The following is a 25,870-nucleotide window of genomic DNA, read 5'->3' on the forward strand; positions in this document are numbered from 1 at the left end:
AAAAATGCAAAAAATTATTGCCAACAACAAACAGGTTGAAATAGTTGAGGATGATTCACCTGCAGTAAAACCTTCCCACTTATTAATAAAGACAATGTACTCGATTATTTCACCAGGTACTGAATTAACAATTATCGAAAATAGTACTGATAAACAAATTACGTTAGGCTACAGCGCGATGGGAGTAGTCGAGGAGTGCGGAAGTGATATTACAGATGTGAAGCCCGGGGATTTGGTTGCGGTTTATGGCGCTCCGTATGTCCAGCATTCCGAGTACTTATTAGTTCCGAAAACTCTTTATGCTAAAGTTCCTTCGAATGTTAAACCAAAGGAGGCGGCGCTTGCTGGTATTGGTGCGATTGCTATTCATGCACTGCGGGTTGCAAATCTTCAATTTGGTGAAACAGTATCTGTAGTAGGATTAGGATTACTCGGTCAAATGATTGCTAAAATTGCAGACGCTGCAGCCTACAATGTTATTGCTTATGACTTTCATGAAGAACGAGCATCAATGCTGCAGGAAGAAACGAATATCAAGTCATTTTCTGCTGTTAACGCAATGGAAAATACGATAAAAAATGATACCAACGGGAATGGTGCAGATGCTGTACTTCTATGTGCGGGTGGTAAGAAATCGCCACTAACAGCACAAAGTCTTGAATGGATAAGAAATAAAGGGAAAGTTGTTATTGTCGGTGACATCGAGCCTGATTTCCCAAGAAACCGGATGTTCAGCAAAGAAGCGCAAATTCTTATTTCCAGAGCGGGAGGCCCAGGCAGGTACGACAAGACTTACGAAGCAGGGGCCAATGACTATCCATATGGATTTGTTCGCTGGACAGAAGGAAGAAATATAGAAGAATATATCAGACTAGTAAGTGAAAAACGAATTAATGTAAGCTCTTTCATTAAAGAAGAAATTAACTTCAGCGATGTATCTGCTGCCTTTGATGAACTAGTAGATAAAAAATCAACCACGTTAACAAAGGTAATAAATTTCTCAAAATAAGGTGATGATCAAAAGTGGAAAATGTCAACATAGGGATAATTGGACTTGGTGCAATTGCGGAAACGAGCCATATCCTGCATTTAAACGACTCTGAAAATGTAACGATAGCTGCTGTTGCGGATTTGGATATCAATAAGGCGCAGGAAATAGCTGAAAAATTTCAAATCCCACATTCTTTTCAAGAAGCTGAAGAGATGTTTAAACAGGTTGCAATCGATGCAGTTATTATCTGTACACCAAACCAAACCCATATTCCGATTGCTACACTGGCGGCCCAAAAGGGAATACATGTATTTATGGAAAAACCAATCGGTACTGATTTACAGGATGTAAACGACTATTTGGAATTAGCTAAAGCAAAGAAAGTATTGACGATGGTTGGAATGACCCATCGTTTTCGTCGTGATACGGGTATTTTAAAAGAATATGCAGAACAGCAAGCATTTGGAGATGTTTACTATGCAAAAGCAAAACTGTTCAGACGCCGCGGGACACCAAAGGGCTGGTTTACCAATAAAGCGTTAGCTGGCGGTGGTGCGATGATGGATATAGGCGTCCATGCACTTGATTTGGCATGGTGGCTTATGGGAAATCCACAGGTTCATTCGATTACAGGAAAAACGCTTAACGGATTGGGGAATTATCAAACAAAGTACACCTCAAGCTGGGAATCGAAAAACAAAAAATTAAATGCAGAACATGTATTTGATGTAGAGGATTTCAGTTCTGCCTGGATCCGCTTTAAAAACGGCTCAGTTTTATCACTTGAGATCGCTTGGGCCGTGAATGGGGAGCAGGACGGTAATATTGATATTGAATTATTTGGCAATAAAGGTGGTGCAACCTTATCACCACTTACTATTTTTAAGGAAGAGAACGGGTTGCTCAGCAAGTCAAGTCCATTATACGAGAGCAGCATACCATTTAAAGCTGAAATCGAGCATTTTATTGAATGTGTGCAAACAAACACAACTCCATTAATTGATGGAAATGATGGGTATGAAATTTTGAAAATGATTCATGGAATTTATGATTCATCAGATCAGAATAAGGAAGTCAGTTTCGATTAATTTTTTTAATAAAAGAAAGGGGCTTGTCTAAATGTTGAAAGTTGGAGTTATTGGGGTAGGGTCGATATCTGAATTTCATATTAAGCCGTATCTTGAAAGCGAGGAAGCGGATTTAGTTGCGCTATGTGACAGCAATCAAAACCGTCTGAATGAAAAAGGTGAATTGTATGGAGTGACCCAGTTGTACAGTGACTATCAGCAGTTATTGCACAATGACGAAATTGACGCTGTCAGTATTTGTACATGGAATAACACCCATGCAAGAATTGCTATCGCAGCATTGGAAGCTGGCAAGCATGTATTGGTGGAAAAGCCGTTAAGCATGACAACCGAGGAAGCATTAGCAATCGAAGCGGCAGCCAAAAAGTCAGGAAAGGTATTGCAGGTTGGTTTTGTTAGACGGCATGGCGATAATGCAAAACTATTAAAAACATTTATTGATAATGATGAGTTAGGTGAAATTTATTATGCCAAAGCCTCATGCTTAAGAAGACTTGGCAATCCTGGAGGCTGGTTTAGCGACATTTCAAAATCTGGTGGCGGTCCATTAATCGACTTAGGTGTTCATATGATTGATATTTGCTGGTACATGATGGGGAAACCGCGCCCGGTATCAGTAAGCGGAAATACGTATTCAAAATTAGGAAATCGCAGTCACATTGAGAATCTATCATTCTACCAGGCTGCTGATTACGATCCGACGTTGAATGATGTAGAAGATTTAACAAATGCATTAATCCGTTTTGAAAATGGTGCATCCCTTTTAGTAGATGTTAGCTTTACCTTGCAAGCAAAAAAAGATGAAGTAAATGTTAAGCTATATGGCGATAAGGGCGGAGCGGAAATTGAACCCGAGCTATCTTTAGTTACGGAGAAGCATAATACCATTTTAAATGTTACCCCACAGCTGGATACACTTAAATTTGATGTTCATAAAGCATTCGTGAATGAGATCAACCATTTTGTTACGTGCTGTAAAGATGGAAAAGAAACAATCGCGCCTGTTGCAGATGGTGTCCAGGTGATGAAAATGCTCAATGCTGTTTATGAGTCAGCAGAAAACGGCAAAGAGGTTTACTTGTAGATGAATAGTACGAATGCAGAGCTTGTAATTGTTGGAGGCGGATTGGGTGGCTGTGCAGCAGCACTCTCCGCCTGCGAAAGTGGACTAAACGTTATGTTAACAGAAGAAACAGAATGGATAGGCGGCCAGGTGACATCACAAGGGGTTCCTCCCGATGAACATAAGTGGATAGAGGAGTTTGGTTCAACAAAGAGATATCGTGATTACCGTAATAAAGTAAGAGAAACCTATTCGTGTAATATGACGGTAAAGTCAGGTGAAGCCATCTTAAATCCTGGAAACGGGTTAGTGAGCAACATTTGCCATGATCCGCGTGTGACACTGCATGTGTTAAATGAAATGTTAATGACTTATGTACTGACGAATCAGCTAACACTCGACTTAAACACAAAGGTCACTTCTGTAAAAAAAGCCGGAAAAACGGTTCGATCCATGACGTTTGAACATGTGCAAACAGGTGCTGAGAAACAGGTTACTGCACCATATTTTATCGATGCAACCGAAGCGGGAGACGTACTGCCTTTAGCTAAAATGGAATATATAACAGGAGCAGAAGCAAAGAAGGATACTGGTGAACCACACGCATTAGATGCTGCTGATCCGGATGATATTCAAGCGTTCACTTATGTTTTAGGTATGGAGTATCGAGAAGGAGAAGACCATACCATCCCAAAGCCTGAGATGTATGAATTCTGGAAGGAGTTCCAACCAGCTATTTGGCCAGATAGACTATTAAGTTTCTTTGCACCACATCCTATTACAAAAGAAAAGCGTGAATATACATTATTTCGTGAAGAAACAGGATTTCCTTTATGGGAGTATCGCCGGATATTCGATAAGGACCAATACGACATTCCTTCTAAGGCAGGCGATGTCTCATTAATGAATTGGCCGCAAAATGATTACTTTTTAGGGAATATATATGATGTTTCAGAGTCAGAAAAAGCAAAGCATCTATATCAGGCAAAACAACTGAGTCTTTCACTATTGTACTGGCTGCAAACCGAGGCACCAAGATCTGATGGGGCCCAGGGATATCCAGGATTAAAGCTTCGAAAAGACATTTTTGCAACAGAAGATGGGTTGGCAAAAGCTGCCTATATCAGAGAATCAAGAAGGATAAAGGCAGAATATACCGTTACCGAGCAGGATGTGTCGCCAAATTTTAACAACGGTCAGGCTGGTAAACGATACAAAGATAGTGTCGGGGTCGGATCATATAGTATTGACTTACATCCTAGTATGGCAGGAAAAACCTATCTTGATATTAAAGCGCTTCCTTTTCATATACCGTTGGGCGCACTTATTCCAAAAGATGCAGATAACGTTTTGGCCGGGTGTAAAAACCTCGGTACGACTCATATTACGAATGGCTGCTACCGTCTACACCCGGTGGAATGGAATATTGGTGAGGCATGCGGTGCATTGGCTGGATTCTGTATTAACAATGATACAAATCCAAAAACAGTCCGTAAAAACGATAATTTGTTAGCAGCATTTCAGGATGAGTTAAGGGAAAGCGGGTTTGAGCTTGAATGGCCTGATGAATTTTATAAAGAGTAATGAGGTGAGCTGTTATGGGAAGGCAAGTTGGGGACTTTCCACTCGAAAAGCTTCGTGATTACCGTCCGGCATTAGGGAATAAACCACACGATTTTGACGGATTTTGGACTGAGCAAAAGAATAAATTAAAAAATAAGCATTCACAGGTTGAAACAGATTTAAGAAAATATCCTGTTCCATCTATAGAGGTATTGGATATTGTCTTTAAAAGCTGGGATGATACGCCGCTGAATGGAATGCTGGTAAAGCCAAAGTCCAGGGAGGAATGTCCGGTAATTGTATGCTTTCCAGGGTATACAGGAAGTTGCGGGTTGGTTGTTGATTACCTGAAATGGGTATCACTTGGATTTGCGGTCTATGCATTTGATGTTCGTGGGCAAGGATCATCACCTGACTATGGGAAATATCATAATGGAAGCAGAATTCCTGGCTGGATGTTACTTGGGATTTATGAGCCTGAAAACTATTATTTTACCAACGTATACCGTGATATTTTAATACAATTAAGGTGGATCAGGTCTGAGGAGTCTCCCATTACGCCAACGAAACTGGGGGTTATGGGCTCTTCGCAGGGTGGCGGGCTGGCACTTAGTGTTGCAGGATTAGATGGAGAAATGGACTTTGTGTTAGCTGATTGGCCATTTCTTGCACATTTTGAAAGGGCATTAGATATTGCTTTGTCTGGTCCCTACATGGAAATTGTAAACTATTTTAAGTGGAATGACCCACAGTACAATACTTACGATCAGGTTGCTGAGACATTGGGCTATATTGATAGTGTTCATTTCTGTGAATCTATTAACTGCCCAACTTTATTGGCAGCAGGATTAGAGGATGCAATTACACCACCATCAACAGTATTTGCAGCCTTTAACCATATTCAGTCAGCCAACAAAAAAATCGAGATATATCCACAATTCACCCATGAGCTTAACCCATTTCATGATGAAAAAAAGCTCGAATTCTTGAGCAGACAATTAGAAAATAAGCACCATGACATACCAGGAATAAATAAACAAGAACTGTTTGATTTGTAAGGTACAATTACTGGGACGTAACTGAGCTATATCAATATAAAAAGCAATTTGAGTGCTATGACACCGCTCAGGATATACACTTCGCTTTCCGCGGGCTCGTGCCAAGCCTACTCGCCTGTTCATTGTTCACTGGCTGTGGGGTCTCGGCTGTCTCACTGTCCCGCAGGAGTCTTCGTGTATTTTCTTCGCTAGCATGGCAGTTTATTGGAGCGTAGGGCTGTCGACTCCTGCGGGAATAGCAACAGCTGAAGATCCCGCAGGAAGCGGTTTTTGCTTCCGAGAAAGCTGAAGCGTTGCCCGCGGAAAGCGACTGCCCGAAGCGGAAATAAACATACTCCAGTGTCGTAGTTTATATCAACTGCAAAGCTTAATAAGCCACAACTTACGAAAAGAGCCTTTACGAAAAAAGAACTTAAAGCCCAATATAAAGTACCTAAATACAAGGAGGATAATTATGAATATGAATATTAGTGTCAGCATGTACAGTTTAATTTCAACCGTCAAAAAGGAAAATTGGTCTACTGTAGATTTCATTGATTATGCCAATCATATTTCATTGGACGGCGTCGAGCTGCTTGATATTTTTTGGCAAAATAAAGACGATATTAGCAACGAACTCGAGCAAGTGACAAAAGCACTGAAGAAACATAATTTAAAGGTTTCCGCCTATGACGTCACGAATAATTTTGTAAAAGAATCAAGTGAAGAACGTGCAAAGGAAGTCACTAAAGTAATAGATGCTATTCAAGTAGCTAAGCAGTTAAATACAAATATAATCCGTGTGTTTTGCGGGGACATACATGATGACTTAACATATGAGGATGGTCAGGGCTGGATAGTTGATGGCTTGAGGCAATGTGCTGAAGCAGCTGAAAAAGAGCAGATTTATTTAGCAATTGAAAACCATGGTCTATTAGCTGGAAAGAGTGAGCAGGTTGAAGAAATCATTGAAAAAGTCAATAGCCCGTATGTGAAATCCACATTTGATACAGGTAACTTTTTATTAGTACATGAGAAACCTCAAAATGCTTTTGATCGACTGAAAGATAAAATTGTCCATGTCCACTTTAAGGATTTCCGGGAAAAAGAAGCCAGTGAAGATATCAAAGGATTCCGCTCAACACAAGGTACGGAATTGATTGGTACCATTCCTGGAGATGGACAGGTGGATTTAGCTTACATTGTTCAAGGTCTAAAAGAAATGGATTATCAAGGATGGCTTTCAATCGAATACGAAGGTAAGGACGATGCTAAGGATGCCAATGAAGAAGCGGTCAATCGTCTAAGGAATTTACTTCAGTAGGAGGGAGAAGAATGGGGAATATTGTATTTGCAAGGTTAGATAAAATCGATTATCAAGCTACATTACGAACCATCGTAGAGTCGGTTGAACGACAGGCAGAACAAGATGAAACGGCATTATTATCTTTAAGCAAGACTAAACTGGATGCTGTTTTACACGAAAATAATAACATATTTATTCCGTCGACCTTACTGGATAACGCTGCAGAAGGGGTAAATGTTTATTTTGATTTGGAAAACTATCCGTTTTTCCAAAAAATAAAAGAGGTTATTGAAAAAGAAAATAAGCCAAAGGGTGTTTTTCGTTTAAGAAGAATCAATGGTAATGATGAAAGCAATGAGCTGATTGCTGGTGATTTATATGTTCTTTCCTCACTGTTAGGTGAAACGCAGGATATTCAAGTGAAGCATACAAATCAGACAGTTCCTCCTTACCATGTGATCGTTACTGTCAATTTTGGCGGTGGAACAATGGCACATTTGGAATATACATTTTCTGATCAGGATGAAAGCATTGAACTCGAGTGGAGCGGGATAAAAACTATCCTGGAATTCAATAGTGAAACGATGAATCCAACTGACCCATCGTTAGTTTATTCAGTAGACTCCATCATTGAGTCTGCTCATACAGCAGATCAAAGATTGATCAAACGTTTGAACAATTTCAGTCAGCTTGTAAATGGAGGTGCTAATTAATGAAAATTGGAATGATGAGTTTCGCGCATATGCATGCACACAGTTATGCGGACGGTTTGATGAAACTGCCCAATGTTGAATTAGTTGGAATCTTTGATGATGATTCAGATAGAGGAAAAGAAGTGGCTGAAAAGTATCTAACAAAGCATTTCAACGATCAGGAATCGTTTCTTGCGATGGATATGGATGCTGTCATTATTTGCAGTGAAAACTTCCGCCATAAAGAAATGGTCATAAATGCTGCCAAAGCCAATAAACATATTTTATGCGAAAAGCCAATTGCCACAACAGTAGAAGATGCACAAGAAATGATTAACGTTTGTGACAAGAATGACGTAGTTTTACAAACAGCATTTCCGGTAAGATTCAGCTCCCCGATGCGTAAGCTAAAGAATATGATTGATGATGGAGAACTTGGTGACATTGTTGCTTTTCGTACCACAAACAGAGGTCAAAATCCCGGTGGCTGGTTTATCGATAAAGAGCAATCTGGTGGAGGTGCTGTATTAGATCATACAGTACATATGGTTGACATTATGCGCTGGTATTTAGGAAAGGAAATTACCGAAGTACATGCGATTGTAGACTCTTATTTTCATGACATCGCTATTGATGATGCAGGGCTGCTCACATTGGAATTTGAAAATGGTGTTGTTGCTTCACATGACGCGAGTTGGTCAAGATTTACAGAATATCCAATCTGGGGTGATGCAACAATTGAAGTCGTCGGCACAAAGAAGACAGTGAAGGCTGATGCATTTAAAGAACATTTTAGAATGTTTACAAGCGGATCCAAATCGCTAAGTCATGTTTTCTATGGAAATGATATGGATCTTGGCCTAATTCGAGATTTTGTTAACTGTGTAGAAGAGGGAAGAAAACCATCCATAACGGGAAGGGACGGTTTAAAGGCGCTGGAAGTTGCTTTAGCAGCGTATAAATCGAGTGAAAAGAAATCAGCAGTAAATTTATAAACATTGCGGGCACCTGTATAAGGTGTCCACTTTTATAAGAAGGAGGTAACAGCCAGTGTACACGATTGGAATTGATATCGGCGGTACCAAAATTAAATTCGGCATGTTTGATGGAAATAGTCAACTTGTTAAAGAGAATCAAATAAAAACGCCTAAGGAAGCAATTGTTGAAAATATGATTGATGCGCTAAAAGAACTTGTCCAGGATGAAAAAATTCAAGGTATTGGGGTTGCTTCAGCTGGGATAGTTGATTTTCATAATGGCGTAATAAAAAGCTGTCCTAATTTACATGCCTTAGCAAATGTTCCAATACAGGATATGCTGGAAGATGCCTTTCATGTTTCGGTTGTAGTGGGAAATGATGCGAATTGCGCAGCTTTGGCAGAAGGAACTGCAGGGGCGGCAAGAGCCGTCAGCAGTTATATTTGTGTCACACTAGGAACAGGTATCGGTGGTGGAATAATCCTTAATAATGAATTGGTTCATGGAAATAGCGGGTACGGCGGCGAAGTTGGTCACATGACAATTGTTCCAGATGGATTGGTTTGTGGATGTGGGCGTAAAGGCTGTTGGGAGGCATACGCATCAGGCAAAGCATTGGAAAGAATGATTTCAATTGAATCTGATTTAGCTTCGAAAAATTATCAGCCAGAAGATGTATTTAAAAACTATACGAAAGATGCATCCTGTAAAAGCGTTGTTGATCAATATTTAGAATACCTGTCAATTGGACTTATTAACCTGCAATATTTATTTGATCCGGAAATGATTGTAATTGGTGGTGGTGTGATTGATTCCAGCAAGTATTGGTGGAGTGAATTGGAAGAAAAAATGGCAGCAACAGCATCTGTTCCGATAGTATTACAGCAGGCACATCTAAAAAATAATGCAAGCATGATTGGAGCCAGTTCGTTAGTCAAACAAGGTAAGTGAGGGATTAAAATGTACTATTTAAAAGGTGATGTCATCACGGATGGGCGTATGATAAAGGATTGTTTTGTTGAAATAACGGATGGCGAAATAACCTGCGTTGGCAACGAGAAAGCAGCTAATAATGGTGCCGTATATGAAGTGAATGGTTTTATCTGCCCTGGATTAACAGATATTCACATTCATGGTGTAAATGGGTTTGATTTTATGGACAATCAGGAAGCATTTGCTGAAATCTCAAAATGCCTGCCGTGTTACGGGGTAACATCTTTTTTAGCTACTTCCAGAACAGGTACAGTTACCGATGTGAAGAAGTTTCTTGAGGGTGCCAAGTCGTATCAGGATAATCCGGCTGTTGGTGCTAACTGCCTTGGCGTTCATCTGGAAGGACCTTGGATTAGTCCGAAGTATAGTGGAGCACAAAGTAAGTCCTATATAAGGCAGCTCACCTGGAATGATGTCGATAATGTTTTGGATCCTTTTTTAGATACCATTTCTATTATTACATTGGCTCCAGAGGAAATGGAAGATTATGTGATACTAAATCACTTACATACAAACGGCATATACGTTTCAGCTGGACATACAAACGCAACAATTGAGGAAATCGGATTAGCAATAGAGTCTGGGCTGACACAAATAACGCATACATTCAATGCGATGAGTCCCGTGCACCATCGAACACCCGGGACCGCTGCTGCTTCTTTGTATTATGATAACCTAACATGCGAAATTATTACAGATGGTATTCATATACATCCCAGAATGATTGAGCTTTTATATAAGGTGAAGGGAAGTGAACGAATGGTTATGATATCTGATTGTACAGGATATAATGAGTTAGCTGATGGAGAATATTTTTTCCGGGAAAAGAACCTTATAAAGACCGGCAATAAAGTAACATTGGATAACGGTCAATTAGCAGGAAGCGCAATTACCTTGGATAAAGGGATTAAGTATGTTGTGGAAGAGTGCAATATTCCATTGGAAAAAGCTGTTTACATGGCAACACAGACACCACTGAATACAATAGCTCAAGGAGAAAATAGAGGTAGAATTGCTTCAGGATATAAAGCAGACATCATGATTTTAGACAACAATTTAACTGTTGAGAAAACAATTGTTAATGGGGAAACAGTTTACTCTGGAGGTGCATGATAAATGGATATTCGCCATTTAAAAGAACAGGAATTTGAACAGGCGATAGAATTATCCAATCAAACGTTTCGAGAAAAGGATCATACGTCAATGGGAGATGCATTCCCGCAGGTTTTCTCTAAGCAATTAAACCAGTCATTCGCTGCCTTTGATGGTGATCAATTGGTGAGTTTTATTGGATTAGTTCCATCGAAAATGATTATTGGAAATGCTGCATTAAATACTTTTTCGATTGGGTCTGTTTGTACTCATTCTGATTACCAGGGGCAGGGCATATCAACTGCTATTCTAAAAAAAGTATATGAATTCATTAATCAGGCCGGAGCGTCACTGTTGTTTGTGTCTGGTGATCGCGGATTGTATAGGCGAAATGACTGTTATCATTTTGGAAAAGTGTACAATTATAAAATCGATAATATTCCTGACGAACAAAATTATAAAGGATCGGTAAGGAAAGGTTCTGCGACAGATCTCTTTCAAGTTGATGATTTAATAAAAGCAAAAGAAGTTCGCTATGAAACTAATATATGGGAGTGGGCAATGCTTCTTGATGCAGGCGGTTATGCAAGTATTTTTAAGCAGAAACAAGCGTTATATGTTGCTGAGAATCACGGGACAATCGAAGCATATGTGGTAATTGGAGTACCGGAGAATGAATCTGCTATTGTAACGGACTGGGGTGGTAATCCAGAAGCAATCCGCGGGATATTAACGGAGTTATTGGCCAACAATGTTGTTCCAAAAATAGATTTAACTGTCCCTTGGCAGGATTCGCTTCATGATAAGTTAAGTGATCTTCCATTTAAGGTTGAGCAAAATGGTGGCACCGTACATATTGTTAATGCTGAGAGATTAATAGAGCAGGTAATGCCGTATTTAATGGAGAAAAATCTTGCTGTGGTTGAGAAGTTGACGATAACTTCAAAAGACGGGAATGTAACCCTGCAGTATAACGAATCACAAGTCACATTGCTACCGGCAGATTTGGTAAAGGTGTTATTTGATTTTCAGGTTAATGTTGAACTAGGTAATTTAAAGACATTGTTTCCTATTCCAATACCTAGTACAGAAGGATTGTACTATGTATGAACAAAATATAATCAAATTTTCCAATGAGGTGATATAAAATGAAAATTCGCTTGCTAGGCAGTGCTGCAGCTGAAGGTATTCCAGCAATCTTTTGCCGGTGTGAGCTTTGTCAAAAGGCAAAGGAGCTTGGTGGGAAAGACATTCGAACGAGAACGTCAGCATTAGTAGATGATAATTTAAAGATTGATTTTCCACCTGATACTTTCATGCATGTATTGCGTGACGGAGATATGATCTCTGATTTTGAACATTTAATCATTACCCATACACATCATGATCACTTTTACCCGGAAGATATAAGAATGCGTACCCCCGATTTTGCTAAAGATTTCGGGGATGTTCTTAATATTTACGGAAATGAGAACGTCGTTCAACGTTGTCATGAAACACTTGAGAATGAGAAGGAGTATTTTAATATTGCGCCGGTCCAGGCTTTTACAACAAATGAAATAGGTGGCAAGTTAATAACACCTTTGCCGGCAGACCATAAACCGGACGAAAATAGTTTTATTTATTTTATAGAAAAAGAAGGAAAGACTTGTCTGTATGGTCATGATACAGGAGTATTCCCTGAAGAAACCTTTAATTGGTTAGCTCAACGTGTCATAGATATTGCTATACTTGATTGCACAAATGGGTTAATAGATAGAAAGACAATCCACATGAATATAGAAGCAGTTAAGGATACGAAAGCAAAATTTGCTGAATTAGGTGTACTTCATGAGAAATCCAGGGTTGTAGCAACACATTTTTCCCATAATTGCGGATTGTTGCATGATGATTTAGAAAAATTGCTAGTCCCATTTGGAATTGATGTAGCGTATGATGGGATGGAATTCCAGGTATAGATAGACCAAGAATCGTTAATTTGAATTTTTTTCACAGTTAAATATTTTTTGTAATGGAAATGTATATATGGAAACTTATGGTGGTGCCCGCATTTACGAGATAGACCCAGAAAAGCGGAATGGAATAGTATTCGCAATATAATACAGAATTAAAGTATTATCGGACTAACATATCTAAACGGAATGGTTTATGGAGGTTCATCCAACGCTGGCGGACTTGAACTTGAACCGACCGCCCAAGAAGCAAAGGTGTTTGCCTATAGTGCAGATACAGAAGAGCAAACAACTTATCGGAAACAATGTGCACTTAACTGAATTGGATAGTGAAGGTAACATCTACTATGCCAATGGAGAAAATCTATTTAAATTACCTGTTCCATTAGAAACGGCTTCCGTAACTGCTGAAGAGGTGACGGATCGTTCAGGGCGAAGAAACAAGTGCAAATCTTACTGTCACACTGGCTAACGGCAATACCGTTGACTTAGCTGGAGCAGACGTAGAATGGACGAACAGTGCTCCACAAGTGGCAACAATAGAAAATGGAAAAATTACTGTCAAAAATGCAGGAAGTACTGAGATACAGGCGAAAGTTTCCTATAACGGTGATACCATCGCTTCCAATAAAGATAAGATTACTGTTCAAGCCACAACTGTATCTCTTACAGAACAAGTGCAGTCACTTGAAGAAGCAGGAGATGTTGAACATTCAGTAGCCCAATAGCTTATAAATCGCCTAGCACAAGCCAACCATCATTATGAAAACGAGGATAAAGACCAAGCAATCAAGCATCTAGAAGATTTCCTGAAGCACCTAGAGAATAGCAGTGTCGAGGAAGAGTTAAAGAGTTTGCTTGAGAGTAACATAGCATTGATAAAAGAATCGTTCTTAGAGGAATAATGTTTTATGGAAGAGTAAGCAATTTTATGTTGCTTACTCCTTTTTATGGTTTGGGATCTAGTGAGCGGGACTGGGTTTCGAGCGAGCAGCGCCTAAACTCGAGCGAGTAGCCCCCAAACTCGAGCGAGCAGCGCTCAAACTCGAGCGAGCGGCCCTTAAACTCGAGCGAGTAGCGCTCAAACTCGAGCGAGCAGCCCTTAAACTCGAGCGAGTAGCACCCAAACTCGAGCGAGTAGCACCCAAACTCGAGCGAGCAGCATCCAAACTCGAGCGAGCAGCGCTCAAACTCGAGCGAGTAGCGCTCAAACTCGAGCGAGCAGCCCTTAAACTCGAGCGAGCAGCGCCCAAACTCGAGCGAGCAGCGCCCAAACTCGAGCGAATAGCGCGCAAACTCGAGCGAGCCTCCCCTTAAATCAATCAGCACCCCACTTACAATACGCTTGACACAACGCATCATCCCCATTAAACTCGTTACAAGGGTAATTATTTGGAACGGATGTAACGACACGCGCGCGTACTCGAATATAATGTTATACTTAGAATAGAAATTAAGAGGAAAAGAGCGATATTATGTTGAATTGGGAAGAACGCCGCTTGATGGTAAAGGTGGCCAAGTTGTATTATTTTGAGGGTTGGACACAGGCCCAGATTGCGGCACGAAATAATGTCTCCCGGCCGGTTATCTCTAAGCTGTTAAACAATGCCAAAAAAGAAGGAATTGTTGAGATATATATTAAAGATGAGACAGTTCAAACGGTTGAACTGGAGCAAACGCTTGAAAAGAAATATGGATTGAGCGAGGTTATTGTTGTTTCGACTGCTGGATTTGCGCCGGATATGGCTAAGCGGCAGCTTGGCAAGACGGCAGCTTCGTATATAGCTAAGAATTTAAAAGGTATCAAAAGTCTTGGGATTTCCTGGGGTACGACGCTCCTTTCCTTGATTGAAGAATATCCTTATGAACGTAGGGATGATATTAATATTGTTCCAATTGTTGGGGGGATGGGGAGCGATTATGTTCACCTTCATTCCAATCAGCTTGCATTTAATCTGGCTCAGAAAATGAATACATCCTGTTCATATCTTTATGCGCCAGCAATGGTTGAGAGTGATGAGCTGAAGGAGCGGCTTGTAAACTCAAAGGATATTGCACATGTTTTAGAACGAGGGCGCAATGTGGACATGGCTTTAGTTGGGCTAGGGAATCCGTTTAAAAGTTCAACAATGGAGACGATAGGTTATTTGGAGGAAAGTGATTTAGCATCTCTCCGCAAGGCCGGTGCTGTTGGCGACATTAGCTCACGTTTTTTTGATGCGGTTGGAAAAGAAGTTGATCACCCATTAAATAATCGGGTAATTGGGCTGAATTTAGATGAGATCAGAAATATTCCTGAAGTAATAGGAATTGTCGAAGGCTCATACAAACTGGAGAGTATTGAGGCTGCGCTAAAAGGTGGGTATTTAAACGTATTAATTACCGATGACCGAACTGCTCAGGAATTACTTGAAGAATAATAAAAGGAATGAAGTTGGCCGCAAAACCAATTTCATTCCTTTTTTGGCAGTTAAGAAAGTGTAAATACTTTCTTACTGCATAAGAGCAACTAAGGCATTCCGCCATTAAAGCTTGGGCGAATGCCAAGTTTTCTAATTTTTATTCAGTTGGCTTCACAACACATTTGAGTCCTTCTTTACTTACCGCTGTTTCAAAGGCCTTGTCCGTTTCTTTTAGCGGAAAGGTATGGGTTATAAAGGATGAAAAATCAAGCAGTCCTTCATCAATCCATTTTACCGCCTCGATATGCAGATGACGTGGTGCACCGTGCGTACCAACGACCTTCAACTGTTTGTAGATGAAGTGATTTGTATTAATCGGAACTTCGGTAACATTTTTTATACCGGCAAAGAATAGTACTTTCCCTGTTTTCTTCACAACTTCCAATGCTTCCTTCTGCACTTCGGTTGAAGGTGCCGTGACAATGACAGTGTCAGCGCCTAGTCCTCGTGTTGCGTCACTAATTTCAAGTGCGGTGTCTGCTGAATTAGGATCAATGACAATGTCGGCGCCGCATTCTAATGCTTTTTGTCGTCTTGGTGCAGATCTTTGCACAGCAATTACCTTGGCAGCACCCATTTTTTTTAATGCAGCAATATACATGCACCCAATCGCTCCAGCCCCGTAAACTACTACATTCTCTCCAGGTTTTACATCGACTTCATATAAACCACTTAATACGCATGAAAAAGGTTCGGACAAACTGGCTAATTCATATGAGGTTGTATCAGCTATTTTTTGAATGGAGCCATTTTCAACAAATTTCTTTGGCAAAACAACATATTCAGCAAATCCGCCATCAACGTGATATCCCATTGATTTTCCTTCTACGCATTGATGTCCCTCATTTTTTTGGCAAAAAACACATTCGCCACATGGGATATGCGCGCCGAGGGTTACTCTGTCGCCGGTTTGAAACCTGGAAAGATTGCTGCCTGATTCGACCACTTCACCGGCAATTTCATGTCCGATAACGCGTGGGAAGTCAACCCTGGCATCACCATGCTGGTATACTCGAAGGTCTGATCCGCATACGCCAATCGCATGAACCTTGAGTAATACTTCATCACTAGTAATCTGAGGATATTTCCGTTCCAGTAATTCCAATGTTTGTTTATCAGTAAGAGCAACTGAATACATATTGGTTCCTCCTTGTTATTCAACAAATGTTAATGCTTTTTTTATCTCGTAATTCATTTTTTCTATTTCATCAGCCGTTCTTGCCTCCGTCCATTCCAGTAATTGCGCCATTTCCTCTGCAACAATAGTCAGTGTGCGTATTACTTTATCAAGGTCAAATAAAAGATAGCTTGTACGGCGATCATAGAAATCAGCTAATGATGCTGCCATTTCATGTTCAACCGTATATCTCACTTCCGCTGCGATATTTCTAAGTTCTTTATCCTCAAAACGGTCATCATACCGGTCAATTAGTTTAAGCAGGTTTTCAGTGTTTGAGCCATACCGGAAAACATAGTCGTTAACCTCATCAATGGATAGATTCAAATGTTTGAATTTGCCGTGTAAATACGGGACATGTGCAGTAATTGCTTCCTGAGAATTAAAATGCCCGCCAGATAATTTAAGTTGGTCAGTTGTTTTTTTGGATTTGATTGAACTGTCTTTTTTCTCAATATGCTGTAATACCCGTTCTGCCATTTTTCGGTAGCCTGTTAGCTTTCCGCCTGCAATCGTAATCAGTCCAGTATCCGATTCGAAAATTTCATCGTGTCTTGATAACTCAGAAGGTGAATTTCCATCTTCTCCGATAAGCGGGCGAATCCCTGCCCAGCTTGAGACGACATCATTTTTTCCTAAGTCCAGCGATGGGAATATAGCATGCAGACAGTCAATTAAATAGTCTACTTCTGAGGATTTAACGTGAATATCATCCATATCCTGTTTGTAGATAGATTCAGTTGATCCAACATAGGTGCGGTTACCTCGTGGTATTACTGCAATCATGCGCCCTTTATGCTGAAAATAGATTGAAGATTTGACTGGCAGTGATTGATGGTCAAAAACAATGTGAATGCCTTTAGCAAGTACCATGTATTTTCCTGTTATTGGGCGATCTTTTTTTCGAACCTCATCGACCCATGGGCCTGCCGCATTAACGACATGTGTTGCAGTGACTCGGATGTTCTGACCTTGGATAAGGTCCTTAGCTATTACACCTTTGACATGATTGTTCTCATCTTGAAGAAAGTCTGTCATCTCAGCGTAATTCAGGACAGTTGCACCTTTCTCAGATGCTGTTTTTGCCACTTCTAATGTTAGACGGCTGTCATCTGTACGATACTCAACATACGCCCCGCTTCCAGTAACGGTTTTCTCATTAAATAATGGCTCGTATTGCAATGTTTTTTTCTTACCGTAAATGGTATGACGTTCGTCCTTCTTTACGCCAGCCAGTCGATCATATAATGAAAGTCCAGCTTTTAATGTTAATAGATTATAAGATTCCCTTTTAATCAATGGAAAATTCATCTTAATCGGATAGACTAAATGACGAGCATTATTGTAGACAATATCACGTTCGCTTCCGATTTCTTTGATAACGTTGAAGTCCAATTTCTGTAAATATTTTAGACCTCCGTGTATCAATTTACCTGAGCGGCTGCTTGTTCCTGACGCAAAATCATTTCTTTCAATCAATCCAACCTTTAACCCACGGTTTACTGCATCTAATACGATACCACTTCCCGTTATGCCTCCACCAATAACCAACAAATCAAAATGCTCGTTCTCCATTTGTTTAATGGTAGAATTCCGGTCCAATGCAGAAAAAGTTTTAGTGCTCATAGTAGGTCCTCCAATTAAGCTGTTTTTTTACATATGTTCTTTATATTTTCAATTGTAAATTTATTTGAATTTAGTATATCTTTTTTATTATCCTTAGTCAATAAGGGTATGAAATCGCTTTCTGATTTCTTGATTTGTTGTTAATATTAAAGACATCGAATTTTACGAATGTAACAAGGGGGATTATAGATTGGATGCAAAAGAGCGGAATTTAATTGCGAAGGTCTCAAAATTATATTATTTAGAAGGATGGACGCAAAACGAAATTTGCAAGAAAGTAGGCTTGTCCAGACCTATTATTTCTAAAATACTTCAGCAAGCTAGAGAGAAAAATATTGTAGAAGTTTATATGAAGGATGAAACGGTTCATACCGTAGAACTGGAACGAAAGCTGGAAAAAAAGTATGGTCTGCATGAAGCGGTAGTAGTTTCCGTCTCTAATAAGGGTCCGGAAATGGTGAGACGTCGTTTGGGTCAAGCGGCAACTGCCTATCTATCTAAAAAAATAAATCAACTTAACACAATAGGGGTTTCCTGGGGTAAATCTGTATCTACTTTTGTAGAAGAATTTCAAAGTCAGCAGCAGAGTCATATTCATTTAGTCCCATTGATCGGAGGAATGGGGCAGGGGTTTGTGCAATATCACTCCAATCATTTATCGTTTCAGCTTGCTCAACAGTTAAATACTAGTTCTTCCTATTTGTATGCTCCCGCAGTGGCTGAAACTGCTGATTTGAAACACGCTATTAAAAATTCTAAGGATGTAGCTGCTGTGCTGGAAGAGGGAAGAAAAGTCGATATAGCAATCGTTGGTGTTAGTAGCCCTTCGTGTGAATCAACAATGGTTGGAATGGGCTATTTAAATGAACAGGATGTAAGGACATTAAAAGACTCAGGGGCAGTTGGCGATATTAATTCATGTTTTTATAATAGGGATGGTCAACTTGTCCAGCATCCAATAAATGATAGAGTAATAGGATTAGATTTGGAAGAAATAAAAGAAATACCTGAAGTTTTAGCTATTGCTGAAGGAGCTTATAAGGCTGAAGGTCTTCATGTAGCCCTAAAAAGTAAATACTTGGATGTACTGGTAACAGATGACAAAACCGCGGAATCATTGCTGGAATACGATTAGTATTATGAAAAAACAAAAAAATTAAAAAATATATTGACATGAAGATGAAAGCGTTTTACTATTGTATTTACAAAAGTTTCACATGAATACAAATGTAAAGAAAAGGGGGCCGATACAATGTGGGGAACTTTTATTTTCATATTTGCTTTTATTTGGGGATTACAGTTTTTGATGACTCATTTTCAGGTCAAGCATTATAAGTCTGAAATTAAAAAACTGAGCAGAAGAGACTCTGGATATTTAGGAACAGGCTATTACAAGAAAAGATTAGGTAATGGCGCAATCATTGTACTTGTCTGTGATGAAAAGTCACATATTATTGATGCAAAAGTTATGAAAGGTATAACAGTTTTTGCTAGATTCAATGATATTAAACAATTAGTAGGTATGAAGTTGGAGGAGACGAGATTTGTAGATTTCTTATCAAAAAAAGAATATCACGCTCTTTCCAATGCCGTTGATATGATTAAAAAAGAATTAAACAAAGGAAAGGAGAATAAAGCATGGATTTCTTAATCACGCTTGCAGAAGGCTTTATTGGAATGTTTCAGGCTGGCGGAGATACATTTATGGGCCTTGTAACGGGCATCATTCCATTGTTAATTGTTTTGATTACAGCTGTAAACGCTTTAATTAAATTTATCGGGGAAGAAAGGGTATTTAAATTCGCTCAATATTGTACGAAGTATTTTATTTTACGGTATACGATCTTTCCATTTTTAGCAGTGTTTTTCCTAACAAATCCAATGTGCTATACGTTCGGTCGTTTCTTGCCTGAAAAACAAAAACCAGCTTTTTATGACTCTGCGGTTTCATTTGTTCACCCAATTACCGGTTTATTTCCACATGCGAATCCGGCTGAATTGTTTGTTTATACAGGGATAGCAGCTGGTATAACAGAACTAGGGCTATCTACCGGTCCACTAGCACTTCGGTTTTTACTTGTCGGAATAGTAGTAATGTTATTGAGAGGCTTTGTTACAGAGCTTATTACGAATCGAATGATTAAAAACAGACAACAGGAATCTGAAAATATTGCGGCATAGCAATAATGGTGAGGAGGATAATCTATGAGTGAATATCAAGCTGTAAAAGTTTCAAAAGGTTCATCTGGATGGGGAGGTCCACTTATTATCCATCCGTCTGACGATAAAAAATATATTATATCCGTAACTGGTGGTGGGATTCACCCAGTTGCACAGGAAATAGCAGATCGGACAGGCGGTATTGCGATTGACGGCTTCCAAAAGTCAGTAGCAAAAGAAGAAATGGTCTGCGCCGTTATCAACTGCGGAGGGACAGCCAGAAGTGGTGTGTACCCGAAAATGGGAATTAAGACTATAAATGTATTTAGTAATTCACCTTCAGGTCCGCTTGCCAAATTCATCAATGAAGAAAATTTTGTTTCAGGTGTTACCACAGAAAATATTGGCCAGGCTGACGGTTCTTCTGAAGGAAACCAGCAAGAAGAAAGTAAGCACCAGGGATCAGGGAATGATGAATCGTTATTGGATAAAAATGTTGCAAAACAGAAGAAAGAAGAAGCAAAAGGAAAAGTTGCAGCACAAGAGGAAAGAAAAGGCAAGAAGAAGAATATAATCAATCGAGTAATTGAAGTGCTCGGTGATAAGGTTGGGAACGTTGTCAGCACATTCTTCCAAGCTGGTAGAGATACAATTGATACAGTTATTAAGAACATTCTACCGTTCATGGCCTTTGTCAGTGTGTTAATGGGGATTATCAACTATACAGGAATTGGTGATTTCATCGCTAATACCGTAACACCATTGGCAACTTCATTACTGGGGATGTTAATACTCTCCCTTATTTGTTCCATACCAATCATTTCACCTTTACTTGCACCAGGCGCTGTAATTGCTCAGGTTGTAGGTGTTCTGATCGGGGTTGAAGTTGGTAAGGGGAATATCCCGCCACAGATGACATTACCGGCATTATTCGCCATCAACCCACAAGTAGGGACAGACTTTGTTCCTGTTGGCTTAACACTTGGAGAGGCTGAGCCAGAAACGATTGAAGTCGGTGTACCAGCAGTACTCTTTTCCAGATTAGTTACAGGACCAGCTGCAGTTGTAATTGCATACTTTGCAAGCTTTGGGCTATACAGCTAAGAGTATTTAAGACGACACAAATTTATACCCTCTTTTCCAGTGAAGGAGGGTATAAAAATGATTGTGTTTTTACAAATGTAATCAATTGTTACAATTGTAAAAAAGTAATTGAATATCACACTTGTTTCGTGTAACATTCATCTTAGAAATGATCTTAACACAGGTGAGGAGATGTATTGATATGTCTAATTCTTTTTATGAAGTAAAGGTTGTTGAAGTTGGAGAAGATGCTCCACTAATGTTTGAAGAAAAAATGATGATTCTTTTTAATGATACAGTTCCAGCAGATTTGAAAAGTATTTCAGTTGTTCATGATGGCGATTCATTGACTCAGGATATAAAAGCAGGGGACGAAATGGTCATTAACGATGAACCTTTTAAAATTTTGTTTGTCGGTAAAAAAGCTAACGAAACAATGAAAGAGCTTGGTCACGCTACATTTAATTTTAATGGCGATTCACATTCAGAATTACCAGGGACTGTGTGCTTGGAGCAAAAACAAATACCTGAAGTAAATGAAAAAATGATTATATCATTCAGAAGATAATTACAACGCAGAAATGGAGTGAAGCAAATGCTTAATATTAATAGAAAACTGCAGAAATTAGAAAATGAAGGTTCTTATATCAAGGTAGGCCTTATAGGTGCAGGACAAATGGGAAGAGGCATGATTTCTCAGATTGAAGGAATGAAAGGAATGCGTGTAGTTGCCACCGCGGACCTTGCAATAGAAAATGTGGAAAATGCCTATAAAAATGCTGGAATCAGTACTTTAACTATTGCTGTTACTGATGATTTAACAAAAGCTGAATCAGCGATAAATCAGAATCAAGTGGTCGCCACAACAAACGTCAAACTTGTTACATCGTTACCTGATGTTGATGTAGTGGTTGATGCTACAGGCATTCCGAATCTTGGAGCTGAAATCGCCTGGGATACCATTCTGAATAAGAAACATATTGTCATGCTTAACGTGGAAGCCGATGTTACTGTTGGGCCACTATTGAAGAAGATGGCGGATTCCGCTGGTGTTGTTTATACAGGTACTGCTGGTGACGAACCAGGTGCAATTATGGAATTATATGATTTTGCAGATGCAATGGGCTTTGAAATTGTTGCAGTCGGAAAAGGAAAGAACAACCCACTGAATTTGGAAGCAAATCCTGACACAGCAGCAGACGAAGCTAAAGCGAAAGGATCAAGCCCAAAAATGCTTGCCTCATTCCAGGATGGAACCAAGACAATGGTTGAAATGAACGCTGTTGCTAATGCAATTGGTTTTGCACCAGATCAGCCAGGCATGCATGGATTTGAAGGCTCAGTAGCAGATCTTCCGAATATTTTTAAAGATAAGTCACAAGGCGGAAAGCTTAATGGAAGAAGAATAGTAGATTTTGTTAACGGTGTTGCCCCAGGAGTATTTGCTATTATTACCTCTGATAAAGAAGAGGTAAATGCTGAAATGAAATACTTGAAAATGGGAGACGGACCAAACTATGTCTTATATCGTCCATACCACTTAACAAGTCTTGAGACACCATTATCGATTGCTAAAGCTTACTTTGACAACGAGCCTACGATCACTCCATATTTCGGGGGACAAGGAGAAACTGTTGCAGTAGCTAAAAAAGACTTGGCTGAAGGTGAGTTCCTCGATAGTATCGGCGGATTTACTGTTTATGGGAAACTTTTAAAAGCGGATGAGGCAAAAGAACAAGGTGCTCTGCCAATTGGGTTGGTTGATAAAAACGTGAAGCTGAAGAATGCGATTAAAAAAGGCGATATAATTACTTACGGTGATATCGAGCAAACGAACGAATCTACCATCTGGAAACTGCGCTCAATGCAGGATAAGGGATAAAGACTATTGTTGCTTTTAGTTGAAATGAACTACGATGTAGATTAAGAGTAACCTGTTCGAAGTATTTAGTATAGCTGTCTAACCACGCAGTTGGAATATAGTCGCTTTCACCGATCCGGGTACAAAGGCGACATCTGCTCAAGCTGAAGCTTTCACAGTGTCTTCCTTAGCCGTGGGCTCACCATGAGCCTCCGCTCGAAAAGAACGCTCACTGTGGGGTCTCTTAGGATCGCTGTCCCACAGGAGTCTCGCATATTCCAACTGCAGGTTTAAATAGTCTGAAATTTGTTTTTATCTAACGCAATATACATTTGTTAATATTTAGTGAGCAAAATCCAGCGTAGGAAATACAAGTAGACTCCTGTGGGAAAAGCAACAGCTGAAGATCCCGCAGGAAGCGGTTTTTTGCTTCCGAGGAAGCTGAAGCGTTGCCCACGGAAAGCGAAGTGTATTTCCGAAGCGGTGTCATAGTTCACAAAAGAAATTTTCAGTGTATTGCAGTTTATATCTTTGTATTAAAACAACAATCTTTTAAAACAGCCTAATTAAATAAATACCTCTTCACTCTTCATGTGGGGAGGTTTTTTAACAATTAAGCAAGTATAAATACCTGCATAAGTGCAACTAAAGCTTTGGCGATAAGCCAAATTTTCTAGCAAATCACTTGACGAAAGAGCCAGAAAATTTTATTATTGTTACAAACGTAATTATAATGAACAAATGTAAAAGGAGTGAAATAAATGGAATTAAATAACGTAAAATTAGTACCTGATGTTGGCAAGGACAAATTGGTAGATTTATATAAACAAATGTGGACAATACGTTTTTTTGAAGAGAAGGTTGATGAATTTTTTGCGAAAGGTGAAATTCATGGAACGACACATCTATGCGTAGGGCAAGAAGCTAGTGCGTCCGGCGCATGTGCTGTTATACAGGACCAGGATAAAATTACAAGTACTCACCGCGGCCATGGACATTGTATCGCCAAAGGTGCGGATGTAAACAAAATGATGGCGGAACTGTTTGGTCGTGAAAACGGTTACTGCAAAGGTAAAGGCGGATCAATGCATATTGCCGATGTTGAACGAGGGAATCTAGGTGCAAACGGGATTGTTGGTGGTGGTATTCCATTGGCAGTCGGTTCAGCATTAACAGCCCACATGAAAAAACAGGATTATGTGACACTGTGTTTCTTTGGTGATGGTGCATCAAACGAGGGAAGCTTTCATGAAGCATTAAACCTTGCTTCTATCTGGAACCTGCCTATTGTGTTCATCTGTGAGAATAACCAATACGGCATGTCTGGCCCCATTAAAAATATGGTCAATGTAAAGGACATTTCTGAGCGTGCTCAGTCATACGGTTTCCCTGGTGTTACGGTTGATGGAAACGACATTGTTGAAATGATGAATACAACACATGAAGCAGTTGAAAACGCCAGAAACGGGAATGGCCCAACGTTAATCGAAGCGAAAACATACCGCTGGAAAGGTCATTCAAAGAGTGATGCGAAGAAATATCGTACACGTGAAGAAGAGAAAGAATGGAAAGATAAAGATCCAATCAAACGTTTTGCTGGTGTATTGATTGAAGCGGGAATTTTCACCGAAGAAGAATCAAAATCACTAAGAAGTGAAGCAAAACAAGCTGTCGAGGAATCAGTTGATTTCGCAAAAGAAGGACCGATGCCAGCTAACGAAGACCTATTAAGTGACGTTTACGCATAGGAGGGAATAATCATGAGAGAGATAACCTATTCAGAAGCAGTTCGTGAAGCAATGGAACAGGAAATGAGAAAGAATGATGATGTATTTATACTTGGTGAAGATATTGGAGTATATGGCGGTGCCTTTGGTGTAACTCGCGGCATGATTGAGGAATTCGGTCCTGAACGTGTCAGAAACACACCAATTAGTGAGTCAGGGATCTCCGGGGCGGCTGTTGGTTCAGCATTAACCGGAATGCGTCCGATTTTGGAATTGCAGTTCTCCGATTTTATTACCATCGCGATGGACCAAATGGTTAACCAGGCAGCCAAAATGCGCTATATGTACGGCGGTAAAGCTACAGTGCCGATGGTATTGCGTACGCCAAGTGGTTCTGGAACTGGTGCAGCCGCACAGCACTCACAAAGTCTGGAAGCTTGGGTGGCACACGTTCCGGGTCTAAAGGTTGTACAGCCATCAACAGCTTATGATGCAAAAGGCTTGTTAAAAGCGGCGATGGATGACGATAACCCGGTTGTATTTTACGAGCATAAAGTATTATACAAAACAAAATCCGATGTTCCTGAGGATCAATACAGCATTCCTTTAGGAAAAGCAGATGTGAAACGTGAAGGTACTGATGTGACAATCGTTGCTACAGCGGTTATGGTGCATCGTGCTTTAGAGGCAGCTGAAGAACTTGAAAAAGAGGGCATTAGTGTCGAAGTGGTAGATCCGCGAACAATCGTGCCATTAGATGAAGAAACAATTGTCCAATCCGTCTCAAAAACAGGACGCGTTGTTGTTGTCCATGAGGCAGTTAAACGCGGTGGAGTCGGCGGTGAGATCGCCAGTATGATAGCGGAAAGTGATGCATTCGATTATCTTGATGCACCAATTCAGCGCCTGGGCGCACTACCTGTGCCAGTTCCATATAATCCAGATTTGGAAAAAGCATCGGTTCCACAGGTTCCTGACATTGTTCAATCCGTTAAGAAAACGTTAAATAATGCGTAAGG

At 39.9% G+C, this 25,870-nt stretch carries 27 protein-coding genes; 24 read left to right on the forward strand and 3 right to left on the reverse strand.

What is annotated here, in order from left to right:
* The first annotated feature begins 4 nt into the window (after window positions 1–4).
* The 15 genes from BMY13_RS03150 to BMY13_RS20030 all read left to right on the forward strand — a co-directional run bounded on the left by BMY13_RS03150 (window position 5) and on the right by BMY13_RS20030 (window position 13,660).
* Window positions 5–1,009, forward strand: coding sequence for a zinc-dependent alcohol dehydrogenase (locus tag BMY13_RS03150; RefSeq protein ID WP_092502463.1), 1,005 nt, complete (start codon window positions 5–7; stop codon window positions 1,007–1,009).
* A gap of 14 nt (window positions 1,010–1,023) precedes the next feature.
* Window positions 1,024–2,079: a Gfo/Idh/MocA family protein gene (locus BMY13_RS03155; RefSeq protein WP_092502465.1), complete on the forward strand. Its 1,056-nt coding sequence runs from the start codon at window positions 1,024–1,026 to the stop codon at window positions 2,077–2,079.
* Window positions 2,080–2,110: 31 nt separating this feature from the next.
* A complete protein-coding gene (locus BMY13_RS03160; RefSeq protein ID WP_092502467.1) occupies window positions 2,111–3,163 on the forward strand; it encodes a Gfo/Idh/MocA family protein in 1,053 nt (350 codons plus the stop codon).
* Window positions 3,164–4,726, forward strand: a complete 1,563-nt coding sequence (locus BMY13_RS03165; RefSeq protein ID WP_092502469.1) for an FAD-dependent oxidoreductase — start codon at window positions 3,164–3,166, stop codon at window positions 4,724–4,726.
* A 14-nt stretch (window positions 4,727–4,740) separates the two neighbouring features.
* Window positions 4,741–5,763 (forward strand): acetylxylan esterase, encoded by a 1,023-nt coding sequence (locus BMY13_RS03170; RefSeq protein ID WP_092502471.1) that lies wholly within the window; start codon window positions 4,741–4,743, stop codon window positions 5,761–5,763.
* A gap of 454 nt (window positions 5,764–6,217) precedes the next feature.
* The gene (locus BMY13_RS03180; RefSeq protein ID WP_245735991.1) at window positions 6,218–7,066 is read left to right on the forward strand and encodes a sugar phosphate isomerase/epimerase family protein; all 849 of its coding nucleotides are present in this window, start codon (window positions 6,218–6,220) and stop codon (window positions 7,064–7,066) included.
* Between the two features lie 11 nt (window positions 7,067–7,077).
* Window positions 7,078–7,761: a hypothetical protein gene (locus BMY13_RS03185; RefSeq protein WP_092502473.1), complete on the forward strand. Its 684-nt coding sequence runs from the start codon at window positions 7,078–7,080 to the stop codon at window positions 7,759–7,761.
* On the forward strand, window positions 7,761–8,735 hold the full coding sequence (locus BMY13_RS03190; protein WP_092502476.1) for a Gfo/Idh/MocA family protein: 975 nt from the start codon (window positions 7,761–7,763) through the stop codon (window positions 8,733–8,735). The genes BMY13_RS03185 and BMY13_RS03190 overlap by 1 nt, the downstream gene beginning before the upstream one ends.
* Window positions 8,736–8,790: 55 nt before the next feature.
* Window positions 8,791–9,669, forward strand: coding sequence for an ROK family protein (locus BMY13_RS03195; protein WP_092502478.1), 879 nt, complete (start codon window positions 8,791–8,793; stop codon window positions 9,667–9,669).
* A gap of 9 nt (window positions 9,670–9,678) precedes the next feature.
* Window positions 9,679–10,824: an N-acetylglucosamine-6-phosphate deacetylase gene (nagA, locus tag BMY13_RS03200; RefSeq protein WP_092502480.1), complete on the forward strand. Its 1,146-nt coding sequence runs from the start codon at window positions 9,679–9,681 to the stop codon at window positions 10,822–10,824.
* A gap of 3 nt (window positions 10,825–10,827) precedes the next feature.
* Complete coding sequence (locus tag BMY13_RS03205; protein ID WP_092502482.1) at window positions 10,828–11,913, forward strand: GNAT family N-acetyltransferase; 1,086 nt, start codon at window positions 10,828–10,830, stop codon at window positions 11,911–11,913.
* 38 nt (window positions 11,914–11,951) lie between these two features.
* Entirely contained in the window at window positions 11,952–12,761 is an 810-nt protein-coding gene (locus tag BMY13_RS03210) for an MBL fold metallo-hydrolase (RefSeq protein ID WP_092502484.1), read from the forward strand.
* 262 nt (window positions 12,762–13,023) lie between these two features.
* Entirely contained in the window at window positions 13,024–13,227 is a 204-nt protein-coding gene (locus BMY13_RS03215; protein ID WP_092502486.1) for a hypothetical protein, read from the forward strand.
* Between the two features lie 58 nt (window positions 13,228–13,285).
* A complete protein-coding gene (locus BMY13_RS03220) occupies window positions 13,286–13,483 on the forward strand; it encodes a hypothetical protein (protein WP_092502488.1) in 198 nt (65 codons plus the stop codon).
* Between the two features lie 3 nt (window positions 13,484–13,486).
* Complete coding sequence (locus tag BMY13_RS20030; protein WP_425445141.1) at window positions 13,487–13,660, forward strand: FIMAH domain-containing protein; 174 nt, start codon at window positions 13,487–13,489, stop codon at window positions 13,658–13,660.
* A gap of 43 nt (window positions 13,661–13,703) precedes the next feature.
* On the opposite strand, the gene BMY13_RS19170 is transcribed toward BMY13_RS20030, so the two are convergent.
* Complete coding sequence (locus BMY13_RS19170; RefSeq protein WP_139184791.1) at window positions 13,704–14,117, reverse strand: hypothetical protein; 414 nt, start codon at window positions 14,115–14,117, stop codon at window positions 13,704–13,706.
* Window positions 14,118–14,230: 113 nt separating this feature from the next.
* Here BMY13_RS19170 and BMY13_RS03225 point away from each other — a divergent pair, with 113 nt between their 5' ends.
* On the forward strand, window positions 14,231–15,175 hold the full coding sequence (locus tag BMY13_RS03225; protein WP_092491576.1) for a sugar-binding transcriptional regulator: 945 nt from the start codon (window positions 14,231–14,233) through the stop codon (window positions 15,173–15,175).
* A 139-nt stretch (window positions 15,176–15,314) separates the two neighbouring features.
* Here the strand turns inward: BMY13_RS03225 and BMY13_RS03230 are convergent, their stop codons facing one another.
* Window positions 15,315–16,355, reverse strand: coding sequence for a zinc-dependent alcohol dehydrogenase (locus BMY13_RS03230; protein ID WP_092502490.1), 1,041 nt, complete (start codon window positions 16,353–16,355; stop codon window positions 15,315–15,317).
* A gap of 15 nt (window positions 16,356–16,370) precedes the next feature.
* The gene (locus tag BMY13_RS03235; RefSeq protein ID WP_092502493.1) at window positions 16,371–18,020 is read right to left on the reverse strand and encodes a glycerol-3-phosphate dehydrogenase/oxidase; all 1,650 of its coding nucleotides are present in this window, start codon (window positions 18,018–18,020) and stop codon (window positions 16,371–16,373) included.
* 190 nt (window positions 18,021–18,210) lie between these two features.
* On the opposite strand from BMY13_RS03235, the gene BMY13_RS03240 reads away from it, so the two are divergent.
* The 8 genes from BMY13_RS03240 to BMY13_RS03275 all read left to right on the forward strand — a co-directional run bounded on the left by BMY13_RS03240 (window position 18,211) and on the right by BMY13_RS03275 (window position 25,868).
* The gene (locus BMY13_RS03240; protein ID WP_092502495.1) at window positions 18,211–19,155 is read left to right on the forward strand and encodes a sugar-binding transcriptional regulator; all 945 of its coding nucleotides are present in this window, start codon (window positions 18,211–18,213) and stop codon (window positions 19,153–19,155) included.
* 117 nt (window positions 19,156–19,272) lie between these two features.
* Window positions 19,273–19,671, forward strand: a complete 399-nt coding sequence (locus tag BMY13_RS03245) for a transcriptional regulator GutM (RefSeq protein WP_092502497.1) — start codon at window positions 19,273–19,275, stop codon at window positions 19,669–19,671.
* Complete coding sequence (srlA, locus tag BMY13_RS03250) at window positions 19,659–20,201, forward strand: PTS glucitol/sorbitol transporter subunit IIC (RefSeq protein WP_092491581.1); 543 nt, start codon at window positions 19,659–19,661, stop codon at window positions 20,199–20,201. Before BMY13_RS03245 ends, srlA begins: the two co-directional genes overlap by 13 nt.
* A gap of 24 nt (window positions 20,202–20,225) precedes the next feature.
* Window positions 20,226–21,284, forward strand: a complete 1,059-nt coding sequence (gene srlE / locus BMY13_RS03255; RefSeq protein WP_092502499.1) for a PTS glucitol/sorbitol transporter subunit IIB — start codon at window positions 20,226–20,228, stop codon at window positions 21,282–21,284.
* A gap of 181 nt (window positions 21,285–21,465) precedes the next feature.
* Window positions 21,466–21,831 carry a PTS glucitol/sorbitol transporter subunit IIA gene (locus BMY13_RS03260; protein WP_092502501.1) on the forward strand — a complete coding sequence of 122 codons (366 nt, stop codon included), beginning with the start codon at window positions 21,466–21,468 and terminating at the stop codon, window positions 21,829–21,831.
* Between the two features lie 27 nt (window positions 21,832–21,858).
* Window positions 21,859–23,145, forward strand: coding sequence for an NAD(P)H-dependent oxidoreductase (locus BMY13_RS03265; RefSeq protein WP_092502503.1), 1,287 nt, complete (start codon window positions 21,859–21,861; stop codon window positions 23,143–23,145).
* Window positions 23,146–23,885: 740 nt separating this feature from the next.
* Window positions 23,886–24,872 carry a thiamine pyrophosphate-dependent dehydrogenase E1 component subunit alpha gene (locus tag BMY13_RS03270; RefSeq protein ID WP_092502505.1) on the forward strand — a complete coding sequence of 329 codons (987 nt, stop codon included), beginning with the start codon at window positions 23,886–23,888 and terminating at the stop codon, window positions 24,870–24,872.
* 12 nt (window positions 24,873–24,884) lie between these two features.
* Entirely contained in the window at window positions 24,885–25,868 is a 984-nt protein-coding gene (locus BMY13_RS03275) for an alpha-ketoacid dehydrogenase subunit beta (RefSeq protein WP_092502507.1), read from the forward strand.
* Window positions 25,869–25,870: the final 2 nt, after the last annotated feature.

Origin of the sequence: Virgibacillus subterraneus (assembly GCF_900110695.1) — a bacterium.
In the GTDB taxonomy this organism is placed as follows: domain Bacteria; phylum Bacillota; class Bacilli; order Bacillales; family Amphibacillaceae; genus Lentibacillus; species Lentibacillus subterraneus.

Excerpts from the sequence above, each read along its gene's own strand:
- BMY13_RS03150 (WP_092502463.1), top strand. The coding sequence starts at position 5 with ATGCAAAAAATTATTGCCAACAACAAACAGGTTGAAATAGTTGAGGAT.
- BMY13_RS03160 (WP_092502467.1), top strand. The coding sequence starts at position 2,111 with ATGTTGAAAGTTGGAGTTATTGGGGTAGGGTCGATATCTGAATTTCAT.
- BMY13_RS03165 (WP_092502469.1), top strand. The coding sequence starts at position 3,164 with ATGAATAGTACGAATGCAGAGCTTGTAATTGTTGGAGGCGGATTGGGT.
- BMY13_RS03170 (WP_092502471.1), top strand. The coding sequence starts at position 4,741 with ATGGGAAGGCAAGTTGGGGACTTTCCACTCGAAAAGCTTCGTGATTAC.
- BMY13_RS03180 (WP_245735991.1), top strand. The coding sequence starts at position 6,218 with ATGAATATGAATATTAGTGTCAGCATGTACAGTTTAATTTCAACCGTC.
- BMY13_RS03185 (WP_092502473.1), top strand. The coding sequence starts at position 7,078 with ATGGGGAATATTGTATTTGCAAGGTTAGATAAAATCGATTATCAAGCT.
- BMY13_RS03190 (WP_092502476.1), top strand. The coding sequence starts at position 7,761 with ATGAAAATTGGAATGATGAGTTTCGCGCATATGCATGCACACAGTTAT.
- nagA (WP_092502480.1), top strand. The coding sequence starts at position 9,679 with ATGTACTATTTAAAAGGTGATGTCATCACGGATGGGCGTATGATAAAG.
- BMY13_RS03205 (WP_092502482.1), top strand. The coding sequence starts at position 10,828 with ATGGATATTCGCCATTTAAAAGAACAGGAATTTGAACAGGCGATAGAA.
- BMY13_RS03210 (WP_092502484.1), top strand. The coding sequence starts at position 11,952 with ATGAAAATTCGCTTGCTAGGCAGTGCTGCAGCTGAAGGTATTCCAGCA.
- BMY13_RS19170 (WP_139184791.1), bottom strand. The coding sequence starts at position 14,117 with ATGATGCGTTGTGTCAAGCGTATTGTAAGTGGGGTGCTGATTGATTTA.
- BMY13_RS03225 (WP_092491576.1), top strand. The coding sequence starts at position 14,231 with ATGTTGAATTGGGAAGAACGCCGCTTGATGGTAAAGGTGGCCAAGTTG.
- BMY13_RS03230 (WP_092502490.1), bottom strand. The coding sequence starts at position 16,355 with ATGTATTCAGTTGCTCTTACTGATAAACAAACATTGGAATTACTGGAA.
- BMY13_RS03235 (WP_092502493.1), bottom strand. The coding sequence starts at position 18,020 with ATGAGCACTAAAACTTTTTCTGCATTGGACCGGAATTCTACCATTAAA.
- BMY13_RS03245 (WP_092502497.1), top strand. The coding sequence starts at position 19,273 with ATGTGGGGAACTTTTATTTTCATATTTGCTTTTATTTGGGGATTACAG.
- srlA (WP_092491581.1), top strand. The coding sequence starts at position 19,659 with ATGGATTTCTTAATCACGCTTGCAGAAGGCTTTATTGGAATGTTTCAG.
- srlE (WP_092502499.1), top strand. The coding sequence starts at position 20,226 with ATGAGTGAATATCAAGCTGTAAAAGTTTCAAAAGGTTCATCTGGATGG.
- BMY13_RS03260 (WP_092502501.1), top strand. The coding sequence starts at position 21,466 with ATGTCTAATTCTTTTTATGAAGTAAAGGTTGTTGAAGTTGGAGAAGAT.
- BMY13_RS03265 (WP_092502503.1), top strand. The coding sequence starts at position 21,859 with ATGCTTAATATTAATAGAAAACTGCAGAAATTAGAAAATGAAGGTTCT.
- BMY13_RS03270 (WP_092502505.1), top strand. The coding sequence starts at position 23,886 with ATGGAATTAAATAACGTAAAATTAGTACCTGATGTTGGCAAGGACAAA.
- BMY13_RS03275 (WP_092502507.1), top strand. The coding sequence starts at position 24,885 with ATGAGAGAGATAACCTATTCAGAAGCAGTTCGTGAAGCAATGGAACAG.